The sequence below is a fragment of the Grimontia kaedaensis genome (genome assembly GCF_023746615.1).
GTDB lineage: Bacteria > Pseudomonadota > Gammaproteobacteria > Enterobacterales > Vibrionaceae > Enterovibrio > Enterovibrio kaedaensis.
The window spans coordinates 315,941-337,363 of record NZ_CP082276.1 but is presented as its reverse complement, the minus strand read 5'-3'; the positions used below and the strand labels follow the sequence as shown (position 1 = coordinate 337,363).

Sequence of the window (21,423 nt, the reverse complement as noted above, 5' to 3'; positions counted from 1 at the left end):
CTTCACCAATAAATAGATAAATGAGCGGCGTACTCAAATCCTTGGTTGTAGCGAACAGAAGTCCTCACATCAAAAGCTTGATGCTCAAAAAACCGTTGCTCCCAAGTCAAATGATTCTCGTATCGCCATTTTTCGTCCAAGTTGAAATAACCGCCTAATTTTATTGAGGTAACCCAATATGGGGTGACGGTTAATATTCCCCCAACTTCTGGTCCGCTAAGAAAGTTAATATCTTTTAACGAGTTAACTTGAAGCTCTCCCGCCAACGCTAAATGGCTCACTAAGCCGTCAAAGGGCCGCCAGCTTGTTCCAGCAAAGCCCTCAAATGTCGTATCTGAGCAATCAATGCAATTCAGCGATGTCGGCTTGTAACCTGCACTGATCCCCCAAGCCCATTGACTGTCACCAGGAAGTCCTGTCTGAGAGAGATTTAGGTTGATAATATCTATTAAGGTAAACTCTCTTAAACGAACCTTGCTCTCTTCTTTGGTATAGAGAAAAGTGAGATCAAAGGTATTAAGTGCGGAGTTTGGAATGCGTGCTGCATTCACGCTCAAAAGGTCGTAGTAGTTGGCGCGAAATCGAAGAGCCATTGCTTCACCAAAAGCTTCGTTGTAAAGCGTCGAAGCTTGGAACATTGTAGTATTCTGTGCCTTATGAGGTGGGATTTTTTCCACTGCTTTCCAGCGTGTCTCTGATGCTGGCAGACTAAATCGCAAAGCCAACAGGGCTTTCAATTTTGAGGTTTGTGGCTCACTCAGCCCATTATTTTTGACATCTATAAACGCGTAATAGTCGTAAAGCGTATCTATAATACGCGTCACTTCGTCGTTCGAATGCTTGTTGAAATGCTTGGCCAAGTCTGTTGATGGCTCGCTGATCACTCTAGCGACCGTATCCCGCTCCTCGCGACTAAGTTGGGTGAAACGCTCATACAACTGCTCTTGTCGCGAACCGTGATAGGTGACTTTTTCTACTACCTCACTAGTATCTGGCTTGTTCAGCATCATCACAATGTCATAGGGCATAACCCAGCTTTTACCTTTCGCTACCAGAGGCTTCTCAATGACCATTTCAAGTACTTTCGCTAGCTGATAAGCACAGTTTTCAGCAAAGAAATAGTAGGTCATGCTGGAGTGCTCTAGTTCCCATAAATGGGCTAGTAAAAAGTTAACTTTTTCTTGAGGCAGATCGAGACGGTACTCCCACAAATCTCTCAGTTCCGATTCGTTGTAGGTAAGGTTCTGATGATGGTATTTTTGATTAGTAAAATGGCCTGAGTACCCGCCTGTTATCCCCTTGTAGATGTACACAAATTTATTGTCTCCATCCGGAACCCTAGCACCGTAGTTAAACGTGTTATCAAGAAATTCGTGGTTGTTCTTGCTATTGAACTTCAACAACAAGTGGCCATACATAGATGCGGGGTTGCCCAGATAGCCGCTGGCATAGACTAGGCTGACACTTTCCGCCTTAAAAGCGCGCCGATATGCTTGATAGTTTGTGCAATCTACCTCAGGAAACCGAGCGTTTGGTAATTGTTGCTCCAGCCATATCTTTCTAGCAGGAAACCGACACTGAGATTGAGGTTGAGACTTAAACGCTTCTAAAGTAGCGATAAGTTCCGAAGCCGCATCAATTTTGCCATTCTGGGACAAAAAGAAGTCAGGGCTGTTTATCAAGCTCTCTGAACCAAACCAAGAAGGCTCATGGTGAAGAAGACTTAACCAAGTGAGGTCGTTATGGAGATTTGTGGAGAGAGCTTCTTGATGAGTACTTCCGGCATTAGTTGTAAAAGACACCAAAAGTTGTAATAAAAAAAAGCTCAAGTATTTTAAAAACTGCCTAATGATCTTGATTCTTATTTGCGCGGTGGTTGTAAGTTGATTAGAACATAAGATGTCTATCTTTTCGATACATTATTGGAAGCACTTCAAATATCGAACAAACTTCATGCACACTAACAAGTCAGACTCGCCAAATATAGATAATTGTTTGCAACAAATATAAAAACCACGCATAGACGTGGTTTTCTCATTTACACAACAACCTGATTTACCCTGCTTTCAACCGATATTCCTCAGCCAGTATTTCCGCTGCCTTTTCAGCGATGGGATCCAACAACCCACTTCCCAATGCAGCAAAAAGGCTTTGCTTCATGTCACGCGACCAGAAACGGCGAATGTGGGAAGCGACTTCGTCGACCGTCTCTTGCTCGGTTCTGCCATGCTCGAGGTTGTCAGCAATCTGGGTCGCCATCGCGTAAAGGCGCTCGTTACGATGAAGTTCACCGTCCATGTTTACTCCTAATTGTTACTATCTTGCGTAGCCGCAGATAAATGAGCCTGTTGCTGTTCATCGAACTCACGAAAACGTTGCTGCCAATCTGCCTGTTCCACTGCCACTTTCACCTGTACCGCCGTCACTTTGTATTCAGGGCAGTTAGTCGCCCAATCCGAATTTTCCGTGGTGATGACATTGGTACCGGAAACCGGATGGTGGAAGGTGGTATAAACCACACCTGGCTGCATGCGGTTGCTGATTTTCGCAGGCAGGGTAATCTCGCCTGCACGGCTGGCAATACGAACGGGAGAGCCGTCTGTGACACCACGATCTTCTGCGTCAAGAGGGTGAATTTCCAGTATGTCTTCCTGATGCCACTGACTGTTGTCAGTACGTCGAGTCTGTGCGCCGACGTTGTATTGGGAAAGGATACGCCCAGTCGTCAGCAACAATGGGAAGCGTTTATTCACCTTCTCTTCTGTTGCAACATATTCGGTGACAACAAAGCTGCCTTTGCCTTTCACAAATCCGCCTATGTGCATGGTTGGGGTTCCCAGTGGCGCTTCATCGTTACAAGGCCATTGGATGGAGCCCAGTTCATCCAGCTTTTCATAACTGACACCATGGAAGGTCGGGGTCAGCTTGGCAATTTCATCCATGATTTCGGATGGATGATTGTAGTGCATCTCGTAGCCAAGGGCGTTGGCAAGATCCATGGTCGCTTCCCAGTCAGCTTTACCCGAAAGCGGCGCCATCACTTTGCGTACCGGCGAGATACGGCGCTCTGCGTTGGTAAAAGTACCGTCTTTTTCAAGGAAGCTGGCACCCGGTAGGAACACATGCGCAAACTTCGCCGTTTCGTTGAGGAAAATATCCTGGACGATAAGGCATTCCAGCGATGTCAGCGCCGCTTCAACATGTTGGGTATTGGGATCAGATTGGGCAATATCTTCACCCTGCACATACATGCCTTTAAATCGACCTGCAATAGCGGCATCGAACATGTTGGGAATGCGAAGCCCGGGTTCATCATCAATGGGTACGCCCCACTCGCCTTCAAATAGTGCACGCACTTCTGGATCAGACACGTGACGATAGCCTGGCAGTTCATGTGGGAACGAGCCCATATCACAGCTACCCTGCACGTTGTTCTGGCCGCGCAACGGGTTCACACCGACACCTTCACGACCGACGTTACCTGTTGCCATAGCAAGGTTGGCAATCGCCATCACGGCCGAACTGCCTTGGCTGTGCTCGGTGACACCAAGCCCATAATAGATTGCGCCGTTTCGTTCTTTGGCAAACATTCTCGCCGCTTCTCGGATCAGCATAGCGGGAACGCCTGTAGCGCTTTCCATCGCTTCCGGTGAATGATGTTCATCAGCAATAAAGTCGCGCCATTTTTTGTATGCTGCCATGTCGCAACGCTCTTCAATGTAAGAAGTGTCTTCCAACCCTTCATTGATGATGACGTGCGCCAACGCATTCAACACGGCGACATTGGTGCCCGGACGCAATTGAAGATGGTATTGCGCGCGAACATGCGCTGCGTTGACCAGATCGATTTCGCGTGGGTCGATAACAATCAGTTTAGCGCCGCTACGAAGACGACGTTTAAGCTGGGATGCGAACACCGGATGGCCATCGGTTGGGTTGGCCCCAATAACAATAATCGCATCGGCTTTTTGGACAGATTCGAAGGTCTGTGTCCCTGCGGATTCACCCAGTGTGGTTTTCAGGCCATAACCCGTCGGAGAGTGACAGACACGCGCACAGGTATCCACGTTGTTAGTGCCAAAGCCTGCGCGAACCAGTTTTTGCACCAGATAGGTTTCTTCGTTAGTGCAGCGGGAAGAGGTGATCCCACCCAGCGCATTCGCGCCGTGTTTATCGCGGATCGCTTTGATCTTGTCTGCGGCAAAACCAATCGCCTCTTCCCAACTTACCTTGCGCCAAGGTTCATCAATAGAATCGCGGATCATCGGGTCGGTTACACGATCTTTGTGGGTTGCATAGCCAAAGGCAAAACGCCCTTTCACACAGGAATGACCCTGATTTGCTTTGCCGTCTTTGTGCGGCACCATTCGGATCAATTCATCACCGCGCATCTCAGCGCGGAAAGAACAGCCAACGCCGCAATAGGCACACGTCGTCACGCGATAATGGCTCGGGGTGCCCAGCTCTATCACGCTGTTTTCTGTCAACGCAGCCGTCGGACAGGCTTGTACGCAGGCACCACAGGACACGCATTCGGAATCCATAAACGATTCTGAACCAGCGACGATACGGGATTCAAAACCCCGACTTTCCACTGTCAGCGCATGTTGACCCTGAATCTCTCCACAGGCACGCACACATCGGGAACAGACGATGCATTTGCTGGAATCAAAGGTGAAGTAAGGATTGGAAGTGTCCTTTTCCATATTGAGGTGGTTGCTACCTTCAAATCCGTAGCGCACGTCACGAAGACCAACCGCACCTGCCATATCCTGCAATTCACAATCGCCATTCACCGCACAGGTCAAACAATCGAGGGGATGGTCTGAAATGTATAATTCCATAACGTTACGGCGTAACTTACGCAAGGCTTCATTTTGCGTGGTAACCACCATGCCTTCAACAACAGGTGTGGTGCAGGCGGCGGGTTTACCACGCATTCCTTCAATTTCCACCACACACATACGACATGAACCAAACGCTTCTAGCGAGTCGGTCGCACACAATTTTGGAATTTGAATATTCAGAATGGAAGACGCATGCATAACCGACGTGCCTTCAGGCACGGTAATTGGCCAGCCATCAATGGTCAGTGATATTTGCGTAATGTCTTCGCATTTTACAGCAGGCGTACCGAAATCTTTGCTGCCTTGCTCAATGGGAATATAGAACTCAACCATTGTCTTCTCCTCGACGGCTTACTTGCCGCCACTGTTCGCCTGGGCACTCGCATCTTTCGCGAGCCCGAAATCTTCTGGAAAGTGCTTCAATGCGCTTTTCACCGGAAATGGTGTCATCCCACCCATGGCGCAGAGCGAACCCTGCTCCATGGTCTCGCACAGATCGTCCAGTAACTCTTTACGTTCCAGCTTGTCATCGCCGTTCGCATCCAGCAGTTGGTCAATCACTTCCGCGCCGCGGACTGCACCAATACGACAAGGCGTGCATTTCCCGCAGGATTCCAGCTCGCAGAACTCCATCGCAAAACGCGCCATCTGGCTCATGTCGATTTGATTGTCGAACGCGACGATGCCACCGTGCCCCAGCATGGCGCCGCGGGCTGCGAGATGTTCGTAATCCAGATCCGTATCCCAGTCATGTTCAGCAATGTAAGCGCCAAGGGGTCCGCCAATTTGCACGGCTTTAAGAGGCTTTCCTGTCTTACTGCCACCACCGAAGTCAAACAAGAGTTCCCGAATCGTCACGCCAAAAGCCAACTCAAACAGACCGGGACGTTTCACATTCCCCGCCAGTTGTATTGGCATGGTGCCGAGGGAGCGACCCTGGCCAAAGTCTTTGTAGTAATCAGCCCCTTTTGCCAGAATGATGGGCACTGATGCCAATGAGATAACGTTATTAATGACGGTTGGCTTGCCAAAGAGACCTTCAATGGCAGGAAGTGGTGGCTTGTTTCTTACCAATCCGCGTTTACCTTCCAAACTCTCCATCAGCGATGTTTCCTCACCACAGATGTAGGCCCCTGCCCCCATGCGGAGCTCCAAATCGAAGTGTTTTCCGCTACCGCAGATATCTGCACCGAGATAACCTGCAGCATAGGCATTTTCGATAGCCTGAGTGAAGATCTTGCAAGCATTAGGGTACTCAGAACGGGTGTAGACATAGCCTTGTGAAGCACCGACAGCGATGGCGCAAATGATCATCCCTTCAATCAGGGTGAATGGGTCGCCTTCCATCAGCATGCGGTCGGCAAAAGTCCCGGAGTCACCTTCGTCTGCATTACAAATCACATACTTTTGACCTGCCGGTTGGTCTGAGACGGTTTGCCATTTAATGCCGGTTGGAAACGCCGCACCACCGCGACCGCGAAGGCCAGAGGTTTTTACTTCGTCGAGAATCTGTTGGGTGCTCATACCCAGCGCTTTTTCCAGCCCGACGAACCCACCTTTGCTGCGATAATCTTCAACATCTAAGGGGTCAACAAACCCAACACGTTCGAACGTCAGCCGTTGCTGCCTTTTCAGCCAGGGGATTTCTGAGGTCAGCCCTAAACAAAGTGGATGATCAAGGGCAGCGCTGCCCGCTTCATCTGGCGCAAAGAAACGGAGTGCTAACAGCGTATCCACGTCATCTTCGAAAACCGGACCAAAGGCTACACGACCTTGCGCCGACTCCACTTCAATCATGGGTTCGAGCCAGAACATGCCATGGGAACCGTTGCGGACAATGGTCAAAGACTCACCCATGGCGACGGCGCTGTGTGCCAAACGTTGAGCGATTTTCTCAGCGCCACGGGAAACAGAAGAAGAATCGAGGGGAACATAAATGCGATAACTCATGGCACTTTCACCTCGATCACTTGGGTGAGCAACGAATCAATAAGGTTGTCGAATGCCTCATCGTTCATTTCACCGTGGATATCATCACCGACTCTCACACACGGCGAGTACATGCAGTTGCCCAGACAGTAGACGGGTTCGAGAGTGAAGTTGTTATCTTTGGTAGTTTCATGGAAGCCGATGCCCAGCCTCGAGACGACGTGTTTTTCAAGCGCATGCGAGCCCATCGACTGACAAGATTCAGCACGGCAAATCTGAATGATGTGTCCGCCCGGCGGGTGATTGCGAAACTCATGGTAAAAACTGACCACGCCGTGCACATCAGCATTGGACAGATTCAGCCCATGCGCGATTATCGGCACAGACGCCGGAGGCACAAAACCCAAATGATGTTGAATATGGTGTAACACAGGTAACAGCGCGCCCGGTTTGGCTTTAAGCGAATTGATCGCCTCTGCCACCACCACGCGCTCCTGCTCCGTTAAAGCGCTACGCTGAGCTTGGTTTTCCATTGGCTATCCTTGCTGTTCATCTTCATAAAACACAGTGTTAACAGTGTTCTTTTCAAGTGTAGAGCCAATCATCCAACCTCCTGTTCCCGAATTGAGACCCAATCAGGTCGTAATGCGACGCTCCTGATAGAAAAGCATGGTTAAAACTGACTGGTTTTTATACAAATTTTTTCTATGGCGTCACACAATAATTAATTGTTACCCCACAGTAATTGACACTTTACTCACCCCATTTAAAACTAACATTTGTTTAACAACCAAACAGGTGTTAGCTACCATGACGTCGCGCGAAGATGAAATCCTCCAATTGATCAAAGATGATCCCTTCATCCAGCAACAGAGCATTGCCGACAAGCTGAATATCAGTCGCTCTGCGGTGGCCGTGCACATTATGAACATGACACGAAAAGGCGTGATTCGCGGAAAAGGCTACATTGTTGACCGTCCACAGTATGTGGTCGTGATTGGCGGCACCAATATGGACATTTTGGGTCAGCCGGAAGTGACGATGGTCGAACGAGACTCCAACCCCGGAAAAATCACGGGTTCAGCCGGCGGCGTAGGTCGGAACATTGCAGAAAACCTGGCCAGATTAGGTGTCGACACCAAATTGATTTCAGTGGTTGGGGATGATGCCTACGGTAACGTAGTACTGGAAGCTACACGCAAGGCGGGGGTCGATGTTAAAGCAGTCAGCCAGCTTACCGGACAGACCACTTCCACCTATCTTTCTCTACTGGATGCCCACGGAGACATGCTGGCTGCGGTATCAGATATGTCGATTCTTGATCACCTGAATATAGGGCTACTCGCCCAACATACCGATCTTATTCAGCATGCAGCGGCGATTATCATCGACACCAACGTTAACGAAGATGTTCTTGCTTACCTTTTTAGTAAGTTTCACGATCAGGTCATCTATTTAGATACAGTGTCCACCGCCAAAGCCATCAAAGCCAAGCCGTATCTCAAACATATCCACACACTCAAACCGAACCTTCTGGAAGCGCAGACCATTTCTGGTTTACCACTGAATTCCGATGAAGATGTCGACGACATTGCAGACTGGTTCATTCAACAAGACATCACCCGTTTATTTCTAAGCCTAGGGGCAGATGGCATCCTTTATCGTTCCGCTGAAGATACAGCTTTGATTCGCTCACCTAAGGTCAATGTCATCAACGCCAATGGTGCGGGAGATGCCTTTCTCGCCGGATTGGTTTACGGACAAATGAATAACCTGACTGACGCAGATTCGTGCCGCTTTGCACTTGGTTGCGCCATGTTAACGATGGAGCACATGCAAACCATCAACCCAACCATTACCGAATTGATGGTGCAACAGCGCCTTGAAGGCGTATTTGCTTAGAGTAACTAGGCGGCGCACACCTCGGCTCGCCTAAAACGCTTATGGCCCAGAACAAAGTTTAACCACCAAAGGTCAACAGACCCTATAGGAAGCCTTATGTTAAATCCGTATCTCGATATTCACCCTGACGTGCAGAAAGCCCTGTCCGAAGGCAAGCCAGTTGTCGCGTTAGAATCCACTATCATTTCCCACGGTATGCCTTATCCGGAAAATGTGGAAACTGCCCTGCGCGTTGAAAAGGCGGTACGTGATAACGGGGCAATTCCTGCCACTATCGCGATCCTCAAAGGCCGTTTAAAAGTGGGTCTCAGCGAAGAAGAAATCACGTATTTAGGGCAGCAAGGTCAGTCCGCGATTAAAACCAGTCGTCGCGATATTCCTTTCATTGTCGCGAACAAAGCAGATGGTGCAACCACTGTCGCGTCGACGATGATTCTGGCCGATATGGCAGGCATCCGTGTGTTTGCCACGGGTGGCATTGGCGGCGTTCATAGAGGTGCCGAAACCAGCTTTGATATCTCTGCTGACTTGGAAGAATTGGCTGAAACCAAGGTCGCCGTAGTGTGCGCTGGGGTCAAGTCCATCCTCGATTTAGGACTGACACTTGAGTACCTCGAAACCAAGGGTGTTCCTGTGATTGGCTATGGTACTGAAACACTGCCAGCGTTTTATACGCGCGAAAGCCAGTTTGGTGTCGACTACCGAATCGACAGTCCCGAACTCATCGCCGCCACTCTGAAAGCCAAGTGGGAAATGAAACTTAAAGGCGGCGCAGTGATAGCCAACCCTGTACCAGAAGAATACGCCCTGAAGAATGAAGAAATCGATAACGTGATAGACGCCGCGATTGCGGAAATGGATGCTAAAGGCATAAAAGGTAAAGATTCCACGCCATTTTTACTCGCCAAAGTCGCAGAAAAGACAGCTGGAAACAGCTTAAAAGCTAACATTGCCTTGGTATTGAACAACGCCGCCCTCGCCGCGGAAATCGCAGTTGCATACTGTGATTAAGTCGTTTTTCCCAAGCCCACCTCAAAATTGATTACACCTCTAAACACCTTGAGTGCCGGAAAATGGGCCTCAAGGTGTCCATTTTCATACGATAAATCCGCTTCAAATGTCGCAAATAAGAGTTTTTGGTTCATGACGTCCGTGTTTCAAATAAATTAATTTTACTTTCCATTAACATTGTCCTACCCATAGGGGAGAAGCTGCGTTCTGGACTGCGCCAATCTCTAAGAGCTGTAACTAAATTAAACAAGGACGGTTTAAAACAAACCGAGAATGGAGAGGTTCCTATGGGCACAGTATCCTCATTACGCAAACCCGTTAACATTGGTTTCTACCTTTGCGATAGGTTCACTATGTTGGCAATGGCTTCAGCGATTGAAGTATTGCGAATGGCAAACCAGTTGTCAGGAGAAACGCTGTACCAATGGCATACGCTGAGTGAAGACGGCCAAGCAGTATCAGCAAGTGATTCACTACAGATAGGTGTTGATGGGGGAATCCCATCCCAACAACCTCTGGACATCGTGATTGTCTGTGGTGGTCTGGACATCGAAAAATCAGCTAATCCGCGCCTACTCAGCTGGCTTGGTTCGCTAGATCGTAAGCATGTCACCATTGGTGCAATATGCACTGGTAGCTTCATTCTGGCGAAAGCTGGGATCATGCAAAACAAAGCTTGTTCGATCCACTGGGAGTATCTGGCCGGTTTCCAAGAAGCCTTCCCTGCAGTGCGAGTTAGTAACAAGCTATTCTCTATTGATGAGCAACGCATGACCAGCGCGGGGGGTACCGCCCCCATGGACATGATGCTTAATATGGTCACCAAAGAGCATGGAAATAAATTAAGTGCCGCGATTTCTGAAATGTTCATGTGTGAACGTGTCAGAAACAGCGAAGACGTACAGAAGATCCCGTTAAGGAATCTGATTGGTACCGCACAACCAAAGTTGCTCGAAACTGTCTCACTGATGGAAGCTAATCTGGAAGAGCCTTTCTGTATCGATGAGCTTGCCAGCTTAGTGCAACTCTCACGCCGTCAGCTCGAACGGCTGTTTCAACGGCATATTCAGTGTTCTCCTTCTCGGTACTATTTGCACCTCCGGCTAAGTCGCGCGAAGCAGCTTCTGATCCAGACAAACTTATCCATTATTGAAATCTCGATTGCCTGCGGGTTTGTTTCAACCCCTCACTTCTCTAAATGCTATCGCGATTACTATGGTATCCCACCACGGGAAGAGCGTGTAGGCATGCGCCAAGACCAAGAGCCAACACTCGGCAGTGTCAATTTAGAAAGCGCTCAAATAGCCAGCTAAACATCGAACTTATTGCAAATCAGCCCCGGAATTTCCGGGGCTTTTTTTATTATGCGGATTCAGTCCTCTCATCCTCTGGAATAAAGTGTTCAATTTTTGCTCAGCGCTGAAATCTACGCTTTTCACCCTCTATATCCTGCCGATAATCTGGACGAATTGAATGATATGATAAGAATCAAGACACATAACGAAACTCGTTTCGTTCAAAACTAATTTGGGTAAAAAATAAAGCGGTTAACGTTTAACCACACCTCCCGCAACCCGCGTGATTTTTGAACATATCGCCACATTCCAATATGACGTTTGTATTAATTCAACGTTACCCAAAGGGTTATCCACCGTTTCTGTGGGTAACTTTCTTCGCAACACGTAATAGATTGAGATTAAGCGATTAAATCCTGACCGCCTAAATTTTGCGACGCAGGACAAAAATTGCCCCCAGACATTCCTTTGGTATCTCAATAACATATAACCTGCCTAAATAGCCATACACAAAAGGAGTCATGTGATGGGTACAATTGTTGTGACAGGAGCCTCCCGCGGAATAGGATTGGAACTGGTAAAAACATATCTCGCGAAAGGCGATAAAGTGATCGCTACCTATCGCTCGCCAGAACCACCAAGTTCACTGACTCTTTTGCAAGAGTCGAATCAACTAATTCTTCGGCCTCTGGAAGTTACCGACTCACAAAGCATCCAAGCCTTTGCAGCATCACTTGAAGATACTCAAATTGATGTCTTGGTGAACAATGCAGGTGTTATTGGGCCTGACCATCAGAGTTACAGTGATATGGACGTTCAAGGCTGGGAACAGACCTTTGAGATAAACACCATCGCCCCTTTAATCATCACCAATGCTTTGCTCAGTCATTTAGCGAAAAGCCGTTCACCTAAAGTCCTCACTATTTCTAGCCAGATGGGAGCTTTGAGCCGTGAGTCCACCGGAATGTTTGCGTACCGAAGCTCTAAAGCTGCCGTTAACAAAGTCATGCAGGTACTAGCACTCGAACTAAAAGCAGAGGGCATTATTGTGTGTCCGGTACATCCAGGATGGGTGAAAACCGATATGGGTGGTGATGAAGCCGACATCACGGTGCAAGAGAGCGCAGAAGGTATTGTAAAACTCTCCCAGTCACTGACAATGAACGACAGTGGCAAATTTTTTACCTGGGAAGGCCATGAACACGCTTGGTAATCAGATTGAATATCGTTGGCTGGATAAAGATTCAGAGCATTATCAACAGGCTTTGAGCCTTCGTTACGCCTTGTTTTTCGAAGAGGCTGGCCTACCTTGGGAAGTATTATTCGATTCTGACGAAGAAAGTAGCCTGCATCTCGGGGCCATCTATCACGGAGAGCTTCTGGCTTATGGTCGGCTGACCAAACGAGATGATTCCATAATGCAGATTTCGCAAATGGTGGTTTCGCCTGACCACCAGCGCAAAGGGTTGGGAGAGGCCATTCTTAGCCGACTGATTGTTCACGCTAAAAAGCACCTAACAAAAAATATTATTTTAAATGCACGTCTGCATGCAACACCGCTTTATGGAAAATTGGGATTTAAAAAAGCAGGAGAGGTGTATGTTTCAACCAAAACTGGCATTGAACATATTCAAATGGAATTAACACACTTAAGGGCTGAATGAATCAGCCCTTTCGTTTAACGCAACATCATGAAATATTAATTAAGCAACAACTTCTTCTTTGTGTTCTATCGTAGAAGAGCTGTTATTAATAGCAATGGACTTAGGCTTCATTGCTTCTGGAATAACTTTCAACAGATTAATTTTCAGCAGACCATTTTCCAGATCTGCACCGGTAACCTCAACGTAGTCAGCCAGGTTGAATTTACGTTCGAAAGTGCGGTTAGCAATACCTTGATACAGGTAATTTTTGCCTTCAGCTTTCTCTTTTTCACCGCGGATAGTCAGCACGCCACGCTCTACATTAATGTTTAGCTCTTCTTGCGTAAAACCAGCAACAGCAAGGGTAATCGCGTACTTGTTGTCTTCCAGTGATTCAATGTTATACGGTGGGTAACCCGCTGCAGCGCTTTCTGCGCGGAACGCGTTATCCAGTAAAGTGGCAAAACGGTCAAAGCCAATACTATTACGGTATAGTGGGGTCAGATCGATAGTTTTCATCATATATCCTCCAAAGAAGCGATATTAAATTCAATTAGTATATTTACCTGAGAGGCCGCACGAATATCGCCACAACCTCTACACCAATATATTTGGAGACGAGCAAAAAAACTTTCAAGGGTAACAACCAAAAAAATTTCGAATTTATTTTAAAACCTTGATTATTGAGCGATAGGATTTTTAATTGTGGATTATTTGTTACCGAAGATAAATAAACACTAACTTAATTATATTGGGGCTATCTGAAGAAGAATCAAGTCAGTGAACAAAAATTTCAGTAACTGATATTTTTATTGTCGATAAGCAAGCCTTCTTCCAGTGGTGCTGCGCGTGATCTTTCGTTGCAAACACGGTGCATGCAAGTGTTTAGGCAAAGAGCCTGCACAACTTTCTTAGAGTTGGCGTTTAAACAGCTGAATTCCGCTGCACATAACTGGCCATTCATGAATAGACGCTCCAACGTCTCTAAACTGAACTCAAGTTGTACTTTTTCTGTTTGTTGAACCGCGATGGCTCCCTTGCCCTTCACGTGCTTGCTATCCATTGCCTTCACCCGTCTTACATTCATATCACCATACATTGAATTTAGATGATAATAGTTATCATTACAACCCAAAGTAAATTATGGACATGAGAAAGTCTCAGACGCTAACGCTGCTATGTGGGCACAATTTGCACTGTAAATTTCTTATTCGGTGGGCTCTTTTAGGTACCTTCCTGGTGTGTTGCCTGTCATTTTTCTAAAGAAGCTGATAAACGCGCTATCACTGGAGAATTTCAGCGCGGACGCCACTTCTGACACGCTCTCTCCTTCAGACAATCGTTCGATCGACGCCTGCAGTCTCCATTGCTGACGCCATGACTGATAAGGCATACCGGTTTCACGAGTAAAAATGCGGCTGATGGTTTTGGCGCTTGCACCAATACCTTTTGCCATCTCGACCAAGGGTTCTGGAAGGTCTCTGCCCGCCATAACGTCTTCTAGCCAAATCTTTAATCGACGATCAGACGGTAACTTGAGCGCGAAGTGTTCTTCCTGTGCGCTTCCGAACTCCTGACAAAACAGAGAAAAGATCGCACGCTGATCTTTTTCCGGCATCTCCCACTCCCAGTAAGCCATGCGCTCAATAAGCTCCCTCAGTAAACCGTTAACCGCGATGATCTTTATCTCTTTTGGAAGGTGCTGGGATACCTGAGCATCAAAATACAAAGAACGGTAAGACACAACGTTGCGCATCACAGCGCAGTGAATGGTGCCAGCAGGGATCCAGGCAGCACGGCTTGGAGGCAGCACACACCACAACCCGTTCAGGTTGATGCTCATGCACCCTGAAGAAGCAAACAGAAGCTGATGCTTATTGTGTTTGTGCATTCCCGAGTCATGACGCCCAATCTGTGCTGCAACGCCAATGATAGGCGCTTCCAACACATCCGCGTTAAATCGGGTTTCTTCGGTTATAACTGCCATCTGTCCTTATTTTGATGTTTTTTGTTTTAATGACGCTAATAGTCCAAGTATATCCACCTGTAGACTCCACGCCATCAAAAACGATTATTGGAGACTATATGAAAACGCAAACCCTATCTTTGTGGCTTCTTGGGGCGCTGCTGATGTTTCCCCAAATTGCAGAAACAATTTACAGCCCGGCATTGCCCAATCTGGCTGAAGCCTTTGGCGTTTCTTTTGATACGGCATCACTCACGTTATCGGTTTACTTTTCTGCATTTGCGGTTGGCGTAGTGGTGTGGGGAAGGCTTGCCGATACATTGGGACGACGCACAGCGATGCTCATTGGTTTGGCGACTTATGCACTGGGAAGCGTTTTAGCCATGTTTGCGGCCGACTTTCATGTCGTGCTTATAGCCCGAGTGATTTCCGCCTTTGGGGCAGCGACAGGCTCTGTCGTCGGTCAAACCATGTTAAGGGACAGCTATGAAGGCGATGAATTGGGCAGGGTCTTCTCTATCATGGGAATGGCGACGGCAGTTAGCCCTGTGATTGGACTGATTCTGGGAAGTGTCGTGACCACTTACTCAGGTTACTTGGGCGTATTCACAACATTATTGGGTGTAGCAGTGGTGTTACTGGTTGGGTCTACGTTTGCCCTGACAGAAACCAAACCCGTGCATACCCAACGTGTTTCGCTTGCTACAGTGTGCCGTGCAATGCTGCGAGATGGCTCAATATGGAAGAATGCTATTTTAGTGGCCGCCTTTAATCTTATGCTGTTTGGCTACTACGCGATTGCGCCTTTTACTTTCAAACAACTGGGTTTCAGTTCCATTGAGTTCGGCTATACCGGGGTTGCACTGGCGCTGGGATCATTTGCAGGCAGCATGATCAATAAGTCTTTACTCAAACACGGCTTCGATGCGAATACATTAGTCTCAGGCTCCAGTGCATTGGCTGTGCTCTGTAGCGCCGGCGTTGGTGCACTACAAGAAAGCTACCTGCTTGTTCTGCCAATGGTGGGAATCGTTGTCGCTTACGGCATTGCAATACCCAATATTCTAGGCCAAGCATTGGTTAACTACCGCCAGTATGCTGGCTCTGCCGGTGCGCTGTTTGGATTGATGTATTACCTCATGCTTGGAATTTCGTTGGGCGTTGCAGGACTATTCCAGAACCTCGGGGGAACCTTGTTCACCGCTTCCTTGGTTACACTAGTATTCGTCTTGCCAACCACGAAAAAACGCCTGGCATCAGCGACCAACACATAAACAGAAGCCCACGGTTACCGTGGGCTTCATCAGTATTAGCGTTCTATCGACATTATCTTATCGCAGTGCAAAAACTGACATCAGCATGATGGGTTTGCATATCAAAGCTGTGGTAAAGCTCAAAGCATGGACGATCATCTGATTCGATGCCCATCTCAATCACTTTACTCATCAGGTCATCCCATGCTTTGGGGTACTGACTAAAGTCCGTGATGTTCTGGCGCATCACCGCATATTCGCCGCCGGGGAAATCTTGAAGCTCTATACCTGCTGGCACTTCAGTCTCATCCGGCACCATTAGGCAGATATCAGTGCGGCACTTTTCGTTCGGGGTAATTTCAGGGTTATCGTGGTAAATGAAAATACAGGTGTTCCCTGCCAAGCCATTCATACCCGCCCATTGATAAAGGCGACCACTCGCTTCTTCATATCCCTGACCATAAGGGCCGGTCACGCGGACATAGGCCAGTTTACTGCGCTCGAAGTGTTGCTTTTCCATTGTCTTGCTCCATGTTGATGTGTCAGAGCCAGTATATGAATCAGTCACTTCCGCTTCGTTTCCAATCTTGCGCAGCGTGTGTCCAATCTTGCTGTTTCGTGCAAGCTCGGAAAATGCCTTGTAGTCTTCACAGTCACGAAAGGCTGTTGGTGTAACGCCAAAATGTTGCTGGAAGGCCTTCGCGAGACTCTGAGAGGACGAAAAACCAAACTCTAGGGCAATGTTGAGCACCGGCTGTTTGTTCTTAAACAACTCATCAGCCGCCGCTTCAAGACGTAGACGCCTGATGAAATCTGCCAGCGTTTCTCCCTGTACCGCCTTAAATGTCCGATGAAAATGGTAAGGTGAGAGATTTGCCAAAGCCGCGACTTCGGGCAGGTTGAGTGGCTCGTTAAAGTGTTTTTCTAGATGACGAATGACAGGCAGCAACCGCTTTTGGTAATCGACGCGCATGAATAGGCTTCCTTATTTTCTTGCAAACAGCCTAACTGATTTCTTCGGACTGAGGCCACAAGGAGGCGCGAAAACACTGGCATACCTTTACGCTGATCGCGATAAAGCGTTGAAAACTTGCCGTTGGCGAGACGGCGGTCACCAAACCTGCCAATCCTCCTTTAGCCCAGCCTCCCTTGGGTTATAGTGAGCGCACTGAGTTGTATATAGTGATTAGTAATGAGTTTCGAGCAACAACTGGACCGTGCACATGAGGTCCTGACTGAGAAAGGCTTTTTGCCATCTTCCGCCAATCCTTTGATTTACCGTCTTGCGCGTAAATTGGGATTGAAAGTTCCACCACCGCAGTTCTGTTCCTTCAGCATCAACACGCTGCTCGGTACCCTTTGGTTTGGTACCTTGTGGGGATTAATCATGTGGTTTATGCAGTGGGAATCTCTCGGTGTGTCCCTCAGCTATGCGTTTAACGCATCTCTGGTTACCGGCCTGTTTTTCGGTGTGATGATGTCTGCGTGGTACAAGCTTTCCGCGAAAAGAAAACAGCTTCCTAGCTGGGGCGAAATCTAGATCAGCCTGGTTTGCCGACCACCCTGATTAGGGGGATGGGTGGTCAGCAAGCCAGCTATTACTTTTTACCTTCCAGTACTTTCTTCAAGTTTCCTAAGCCAGCCTGATACAAGCTAGTGACACCTTTAACTGCCGCTTCATCGGTCAGATAGTCAGGCGGATTACTTTCTGGAAAGCCACGGTAAAACTCACCGCTCCAACTCACTTCACTCACATTGTCTCCTTTCGAAACCACCGAAATGGTTGAGGTGTAATGCGTGACGGGCAACAAGTCGACATTCTCCTTGGTAATTCTGTAATTCAGCGCCATGGTTTTGTTATCAATGCCCATCAACTCTTCTGTCAGCGACGCATCATCCACATAGAGTTTCCTTACCGCCCCGGCCTCGTTCGGCACACCCGACACCAGTTCATTTTTAGTGATTCCCGGAATCCAAGAATCCAAACCATCAAAGCTGATGGCTTTGTCCCACACTTCTTTCGCTGGTGCATTGATAGTGACCGTTTCCGTCACCGAAAGCTTTTCCAAACCATCCAATGCCATTGCAGGCATCGAGATCATCAATGCTGCCCCTATAAAGGTTTTCAACGTTTTTTTCATTCCTTGCATCCTCTGTTAGCGACACGCCATGTAAGCAACACCACCCTGCATAGGTGCCAGATGGAAATGAAATTAGTTGAGAGAGTTGGGATACAGATGAAAGAAAGATGGGAAAAAGAAAACACCCGCACAAAGCGGGTGTTTTGACTCTATCAAGTAAAGCTTACTCTTCAATGCCCCGCATCTTTGCACTGCGTCGGCGGAGGAATTCCAAGGTTGTCAGCAAAGCGATAGATAACACCACCAGCAGGGTTGCAGCGGCCAATATGGTTGGGCTGATCTCTTCCCGTATTCCCGACCACATCTGAATCGGCAGCGTCGTCTGTTCTGGCCCTGCAATAAAGAGCACCACGACCACTTCATCAAATGATGTGATAAAAGCGAACAGCGCGCCAGAGATAACCCCAGGCGTAACCAACGGCAGGACCACTTTGAAGAAAGTCTGAACCGGATTCGCCCCCAAGCTTGCCGACGCGCGGGTCAAGGAATGGTCAAAACCACTCAGCGTCGCGGTTACGGTAATCACCACGAACGGAATACCTAACGCAGTATGCGCCAAGATCACGCCCACATAGGTTTGGGTAAGCTGGAAACGGGAGAAGAAAAAGAACATCGCCGCAGCGGAGATAATCAAAGGCACAATCATTGGCGAGATAAGAATGGCCATGATCGCGTCTTTGTAAGGCATGTAACGGCTGGAAAGCCCAAGCGCCGCAATGGTTCCCAGTACCGTCGCCAACAAAGTGGAAGCAATCGCCACAATCACACTGTTTTTGACCGCCGTTTGCCACGCCTCAGAGGTGAAGAAATCGTCGTACCAGCGAAGCGAATATCCGGCAGGGTCAAAACTTAGCATTTCAGGTGTAAACGTAAAGTACGGTTCGGCGTTGAAACTCAAAGGAATGATGACCAACAAGGGGCCAATCAAGAACAGGAAAATCGCCGCACAGATGAGGCGAAACACCACATACCAAACTTTTTCGCCTGTGGTTGCGCATTCAGGTAAAGCCATCTTGTCCTCCTTACCCTAACTTCACGTTGTCGACGCCGATAAGGCGGTTGTAAACCCAATATAGCAAGATCACCACAATCAGCAGGATGGAAGCGATAGCCGCCGCCAAACCCCAGTTGAGCGAAGTCTGCATGTGGTAAGCAATGAAGTTGGTGATAAAGGTCCCTGTTTGACCACCCACCAAGGCTGGTGTGATGTAGTAACCAATCGAGAGGATAAACACCAAGATAGAACCAGCGCCGATACCCGGCAGCGTTTGCGGGAAGTAAACACGGCGAAACGCCATGGTTTGCGTCGCCCCCATCGAGCGCGCAGCCCGCATATAACTCGGAGAGATGGTTTTCATAACGGAGTAGAGCGGCAGGATCATAAAGGGCAGCAGAATGTGTGTCATCGCCACCAGCGTACCCGTCTGGTTGTAAATCATCTGTATTCGGTTTTCGTCATCCAGAATGCCAGCCCCCACCATGAGATCATTCAGTACACCTTGTTGCTGCAAAATCGCAATCCAGGTGGCAGTGCGCACCAAAAGTGACGTCCAGAACGGCAGCAGAACCAAAATCATCAAAAGGTTCGCCTGTTTCATTGGCAGGTTCGCCAACAAGTAAGCAACTGGGTAGCCCAAGAGCAGACAAAGGAAAGTAATGCTCATACTCATGTAGAGCGTTCGCCAGAATAGGGCATTGTAAATTTGTAGATGTTCAGGCTGGGCGACGATACTGCCGTCATCGCCGTATTTAAGATCAACCGCATTCAGGTAGTAAGAAAGCGTATAAGGCGACGACTCACGTTCAATCAGCTGCCAGACCGTAATGTCCATCCAGCGCTTGTCGATTTTTGCCATCGCTTCTTTGTAAGGGCCTTCGTTGAGGCGTTTGGATTTTCGCGCTGATTTCATGATCAGCGAACGCATACCGGATTTTGCATAGTTCAGGCGTGACGCCACTTTACCGATATTGCGCGCTTCAGCGCCGATTTTCAGATCTTGCACCAAAGCGGCATAAGTTTCTTCACCGGGCAGCTCTTCGCCATTCCAGTCTTGCAGCGCGGCTTTGGTGTTCGGAAGATAGGTAGAGACTTCAGGGTTTTCGACACTGCGTTGAAGCATGTCAACGATGGGGAATACAAAAGCCACCAGCAAAAAGATCAGTAGCGGCGATACCAACAAAAATGCCCTGATTTTGTTGCGACGGATAGAGCGCTGCTGACTGACTCTCAGCGATACTCCATCAGCTGTGGTTATTTCATTGACTGGACTTCCCTGCACCAGACTCTCCCAACTTCAAATAAAAACAAAAACGGCGGGCTTCCTTTCAGAAACCCGCCAATTACTTCAGATTACTTCGCTAACCAAGCGTTGAAACGCTGAGCCAGCTCATCACCGTTATCTGCCCAGAACTCATCGTCTTTTGGAATCGCGGTTTTGAAGTTTGGTCCATAGGTCGGCATGTGTGGTTTCATGTCGATACCCGTCTCAGCATGGGTTGTGACCATGGCTGCAGAAGAGTTACGCGCAGGACCATAAGAGATGTATTTCGCCTGATCGGCAAGACGTTGTGAGTCCGTTGCGAAGCGCAGGTAGTCTTTCACCTTGTCCAGCTTGCCTTTTGGTACAACCCAGCCATCCAGCTCGAACACCTGACCATCCCAGATAATCTCGAACGGTTGCTTCTCGTTCACGGCTGCATTGAAGATACGGCCATTGTAGGCAGAAGCGAACGCCACTTCTTTGTCAGCAAGAAGTTGTGGTGGTTGTGCACCTTCTTCCCACCAAATCACATTGTCTTTGATGGTATCAAGCTTCTTAAATGCGCGCTGTACGCCCTCTTCGGTGCTCAGCACGTCATACACGTCTTCTGCTGCCACGCCATCTGCAATCAAAGCCCACTCAAGGTTGTTGATCGGTTTTTTCTGCAGCGAACGCTTACCCGGGAAGTTTTTCAGATCGAACACATCGTCGATTTTGGTAGGCGCCTTATCAAACATCTCTTTGTTGTAGGCTACGATGTTTGAATAAACAATAGACGGAACAAAACACTCACTCAGTGAGCCTGCCAGGAAGTCCTTGGTTGCTGGCGTGCCATCTGGTGCTGCCGCCAACAAGGTATCGTGATCCAGCGGCTCAGCCAGACCTTCGTCACACGCAACAATTGCGTCTGAAGGCAGGATGTCTACCAAGTCCCAAGTCACGTTGCCAGATTCAACCTGTGCGCGCAGACCTGAAAGGCCATTCTGAGATTTATCGATATTGATAACCTTGGTACCGGTTTTTTCAGTCCAAGGTTCGTGGTAAGCCTTAGTTTGGCTGGCGGTGTAGGCACCACCCCAAGAAACAACATTCAAGGTTTCATCGGCTACAGCGTGAGTCGCCATGCTTGCAACGCCTGCCAGAATGGCAACGTTTAACGCGAGTTTTTTCATTTT

Annotated in this window: 20 protein-coding genes; 7 read left to right on the top strand and 13 right to left on the bottom strand. The window is 48.2% G+C overall.

Going from position 1 to position 21,423, the window contains the following annotated elements:
- Positions 1-2: 2 nt before the first annotated feature.
- From K6Q96_RS18405 to K6Q96_RS18385, 5 genes are all read right to left on the bottom strand, one after another.
- Positions 3-1,829: an Lnb N-terminal periplasmic domain-containing protein gene (locus tag K6Q96_RS18405; RefSeq protein ID WP_251881688.1), complete on the bottom strand. Its 1,827-nt coding sequence runs from the start codon at positions 1,827-1,829 to the stop codon at positions 3-5.
- Between the two features lie 226 nt (positions 1,830-2,055).
- On the bottom strand, positions 2,056-2,298 hold the full coding sequence (locus tag K6Q96_RS18400; RefSeq protein WP_251881687.1) for a formate dehydrogenase subunit delta: 243 nt from the start codon (positions 2,296-2,298) through the stop codon (positions 2,056-2,058).
- A gap of 8 nt (positions 2,299-2,306) precedes the next feature.
- Positions 2,307-5,180, bottom strand: coding sequence for a formate dehydrogenase subunit alpha (gene fdhF / locus K6Q96_RS18395; RefSeq protein ID WP_251881686.1), 2,874 nt, complete (start codon positions 5,178-5,180; stop codon positions 2,307-2,309).
- 18 nt (positions 5,181-5,198) lie between these two features.
- On the bottom strand, positions 5,199-6,797 hold the full coding sequence (locus tag K6Q96_RS18390) for a formate dehydrogenase beta subunit (protein ID WP_251881685.1): 1,599 nt from the start codon (positions 6,795-6,797) through the stop codon (positions 5,199-5,201).
- Positions 6,794-7,309: a formate dehydrogenase subunit gamma gene (locus K6Q96_RS18385; RefSeq protein ID WP_251881683.1), complete on the bottom strand. Its 516-nt coding sequence runs from the start codon at positions 7,307-7,309 to the stop codon at positions 6,794-6,796. The genes K6Q96_RS18390 and K6Q96_RS18385 overlap by 4 nt, the downstream gene beginning before the upstream one ends.
- A gap of 277 nt (positions 7,310-7,586) precedes the next feature.
- Between K6Q96_RS18385 and K6Q96_RS18380 the strand changes: the two genes are divergently transcribed.
- The 5 genes from K6Q96_RS18380 (at position 7,587) to K6Q96_RS18360 (ending at position 12,648) form a co-directional block, all read left to right on the top strand.
- Positions 7,587-8,678 carry a PfkB family carbohydrate kinase gene (locus K6Q96_RS18380; RefSeq protein WP_251881681.1) on the top strand — a complete coding sequence of 364 codons (1,092 nt, stop codon included), beginning with the start codon at positions 7,587-7,589 and terminating at the stop codon, positions 8,676-8,678.
- 96 nt (positions 8,679-8,774) lie between these two features.
- Positions 8,775-9,689 (top strand): pseudouridine-5'-phosphate glycosidase, encoded by a 915-nt coding sequence (locus K6Q96_RS18375; RefSeq protein ID WP_289623575.1) that lies wholly within the window; start codon positions 8,775-8,777, stop codon positions 9,687-9,689.
- 287 nt (positions 9,690-9,976) lie between these two features.
- Positions 9,977-11,002 (top strand): choline metabolism transcriptional regulator GbdR, encoded by a 1,026-nt coding sequence (gbdR, locus tag K6Q96_RS18370; protein ID WP_251881679.1) that lies wholly within the window; start codon positions 9,977-9,979, stop codon positions 11,000-11,002.
- A 508-nt stretch (positions 11,003-11,510) separates the two neighbouring features.
- On the top strand, positions 11,511-12,197 hold the full coding sequence (locus K6Q96_RS18365) for an SDR family oxidoreductase (protein WP_251881677.1): 687 nt from the start codon (positions 11,511-11,513) through the stop codon (positions 12,195-12,197).
- Positions 12,181-12,648 (top strand): GNAT family N-acetyltransferase, encoded by a 468-nt coding sequence (locus tag K6Q96_RS18360; RefSeq protein WP_251881675.1) that lies wholly within the window; start codon positions 12,181-12,183, stop codon positions 12,646-12,648. Before K6Q96_RS18365 ends, K6Q96_RS18360 begins: the two co-directional genes overlap by 17 nt.
- A gap of 39 nt (positions 12,649-12,687) precedes the next feature.
- Here K6Q96_RS18360 and K6Q96_RS18355 read toward each other — a convergent pair whose 3' ends face one another.
- The 3 genes from K6Q96_RS18355 to K6Q96_RS18345 all read right to left on the bottom strand — a co-directional run bounded on the left by K6Q96_RS18355 (position 12,688) and on the right by K6Q96_RS18345 (position 14,614).
- The gene (locus K6Q96_RS18355) at positions 12,688-13,146 is read right to left on the bottom strand and encodes an Hsp20 family protein (protein ID WP_251882402.1); all 459 of its coding nucleotides are present in this window, start codon (positions 13,144-13,146) and stop codon (positions 12,688-12,690) included.
- A 274-nt stretch (positions 13,147-13,420) separates the two neighbouring features.
- Positions 13,421-13,690, bottom strand: a complete 270-nt coding sequence (locus K6Q96_RS18350; protein ID WP_251881673.1) for a hypothetical protein — start codon at positions 13,688-13,690, stop codon at positions 13,421-13,423.
- A 144-nt stretch (positions 13,691-13,834) separates the two neighbouring features.
- Entirely contained in the window at positions 13,835-14,614 is a 780-nt protein-coding gene (locus K6Q96_RS18345) for an AraC family transcriptional regulator (protein WP_251881671.1), read from the bottom strand.
- A gap of 98 nt (positions 14,615-14,712) precedes the next feature.
- On the opposite strand from K6Q96_RS18345, the gene K6Q96_RS18340 reads away from it, so the two are divergent.
- Positions 14,713-15,867 (top strand): multidrug effflux MFS transporter, encoded by a 1,155-nt coding sequence (locus K6Q96_RS18340; RefSeq protein WP_251881669.1) that lies wholly within the window; start codon positions 14,713-14,715, stop codon positions 15,865-15,867.
- 52 nt (positions 15,868-15,919) lie between these two features.
- Here the strand turns inward: K6Q96_RS18340 and K6Q96_RS18335 are convergent, their stop codons facing one another.
- The gene (locus tag K6Q96_RS18335; protein ID WP_251881667.1) at positions 15,920-16,819 is read right to left on the bottom strand and encodes an AraC family transcriptional regulator; all 900 of its coding nucleotides are present in this window, start codon (positions 16,817-16,819) and stop codon (positions 15,920-15,922) included.
- A gap of 219 nt (positions 16,820-17,038) precedes the next feature.
- On the opposite strand from K6Q96_RS18335, the gene K6Q96_RS18330 reads away from it, so the two are divergent.
- Positions 17,039-17,386 carry a DUF6404 family protein gene (locus K6Q96_RS18330; RefSeq protein WP_002539977.1) on the top strand — a complete coding sequence of 116 codons (348 nt, stop codon included), beginning with the start codon at positions 17,039-17,041 and terminating at the stop codon, positions 17,384-17,386.
- A 58-nt stretch (positions 17,387-17,444) separates the two neighbouring features.
- On the opposite strand, the gene K6Q96_RS18325 is transcribed toward K6Q96_RS18330, so the two are convergent.
- The 4 genes from K6Q96_RS18325 to K6Q96_RS18310 all read right to left on the bottom strand — a co-directional run bounded on the left by K6Q96_RS18325 (position 17,445) and on the right by K6Q96_RS18310 (position 21,420).
- A complete protein-coding gene (locus K6Q96_RS18325; RefSeq protein WP_251881665.1) occupies positions 17,445-17,987 on the bottom strand; it encodes an SRPBCC family protein in 543 nt (180 codons plus the stop codon).
- A 163-nt stretch (positions 17,988-18,150) separates the two neighbouring features.
- Entirely contained in the window at positions 18,151-18,999 is an 849-nt protein-coding gene (locus K6Q96_RS18320; protein WP_046305993.1) for an ABC transporter permease, read from the bottom strand.
- Between the two features lie 10 nt (positions 19,000-19,009).
- Positions 19,010-20,266 carry an ABC transporter permease gene (locus tag K6Q96_RS18315; protein ID WP_251881663.1) on the bottom strand — a complete coding sequence of 419 codons (1,257 nt, stop codon included), beginning with the start codon at positions 20,264-20,266 and terminating at the stop codon, positions 19,010-19,012.
- A 71-nt stretch (positions 20,267-20,337) separates the two neighbouring features.
- Complete coding sequence (locus tag K6Q96_RS18310; RefSeq protein ID WP_251881661.1) at positions 20,338-21,420, bottom strand: ABC transporter substrate-binding protein; 1,083 nt, start codon at positions 21,418-21,420, stop codon at positions 20,338-20,340.
- Positions 21,421-21,423: the final 3 nt, after the last annotated feature.

Bases quoted from the DNA above. Each gene is read 5' to 3' on its own strand.
- K6Q96_RS18400 (WP_251881687.1), bottom strand. From the start codon at position 2,298: ATGGACGGTGAACTTCATCGTAACGAGCGCCTTTACGCGATGGCGACC.
- fdhF (WP_251881686.1), bottom strand. From the start codon at position 5,180: ATGGTTGAGTTCTATATTCCCATTGAGCAAGGCAGCAAAGATTTCGGT.
- K6Q96_RS18390 (WP_251881685.1), bottom strand. From the start codon at position 6,797: ATGAGTTATCGCATTTATGTTCCCCTCGATTCTTCTTCTGTTTCCCGT.
- K6Q96_RS18385 (WP_251881683.1), bottom strand. From the start codon at position 7,309: ATGGAAAACCAAGCTCAGCGTAGCGCTTTAACGGAGCAGGAGCGCGTG.
- K6Q96_RS18380 (WP_251881681.1), top strand. From the start codon at position 7,587: ATGACGTCGCGCGAAGATGAAATCCTCCAATTGATCAAAGATGATCCC.
- K6Q96_RS18375 (WP_289623575.1), top strand. From the start codon at position 8,775: ATGTTAAATCCGTATCTCGATATTCACCCTGACGTGCAGAAAGCCCTG.
- gbdR (WP_251881679.1), top strand. From the start codon at position 9,977: ATGGGCACAGTATCCTCATTACGCAAACCCGTTAACATTGGTTTCTAC.
- K6Q96_RS18365 (WP_251881677.1), top strand. From the start codon at position 11,511: ATGGGTACAATTGTTGTGACAGGAGCCTCCCGCGGAATAGGATTGGAA.
- K6Q96_RS18360 (WP_251881675.1), top strand. From the start codon at position 12,181: ATGAACACGCTTGGTAATCAGATTGAATATCGTTGGCTGGATAAAGAT.
- K6Q96_RS18355 (WP_251882402.1), bottom strand. From the start codon at position 13,146: ATGAAAACTATCGATCTGACCCCACTATACCGTAATAGTATTGGCTTT.
- K6Q96_RS18350 (WP_251881673.1), bottom strand. From the start codon at position 13,690: ATGGATAGCAAGCACGTGAAGGGCAAGGGAGCCATCGCGGTTCAACAA.
- K6Q96_RS18345 (WP_251881671.1), bottom strand. From the start codon at position 14,614: ATGGCAGTTATAACCGAAGAAACCCGATTTAACGCGGATGTGTTGGAA.
- K6Q96_RS18340 (WP_251881669.1), top strand. From the start codon at position 14,713: ATGAAAACGCAAACCCTATCTTTGTGGCTTCTTGGGGCGCTGCTGATG.
- K6Q96_RS18335 (WP_251881667.1), bottom strand. From the start codon at position 16,819: ATGCGCGTCGATTACCAAAAGCGGTTGCTGCCTGTCATTCGTCATCTA.
- K6Q96_RS18330 (WP_002539977.1), top strand. From the start codon at position 17,039: ATGAGTTTCGAGCAACAACTGGACCGTGCACATGAGGTCCTGACTGAG.
- K6Q96_RS18325 (WP_251881665.1), bottom strand. From the start codon at position 17,987: ATGAAAAAAACGTTGAAAACCTTTATAGGGGCAGCATTGATGATCTCG.
- K6Q96_RS18320 (WP_046305993.1), bottom strand. From the start codon at position 18,999: ATGGCTTTACCTGAATGCGCAACCACAGGCGAAAAAGTTTGGTATGTG.
- K6Q96_RS18310 (WP_251881661.1), bottom strand. From the start codon at position 21,420: ATGAAAAAACTCGCGTTAAACGTTGCCATTCTGGCAGGCGTTGCAAGC.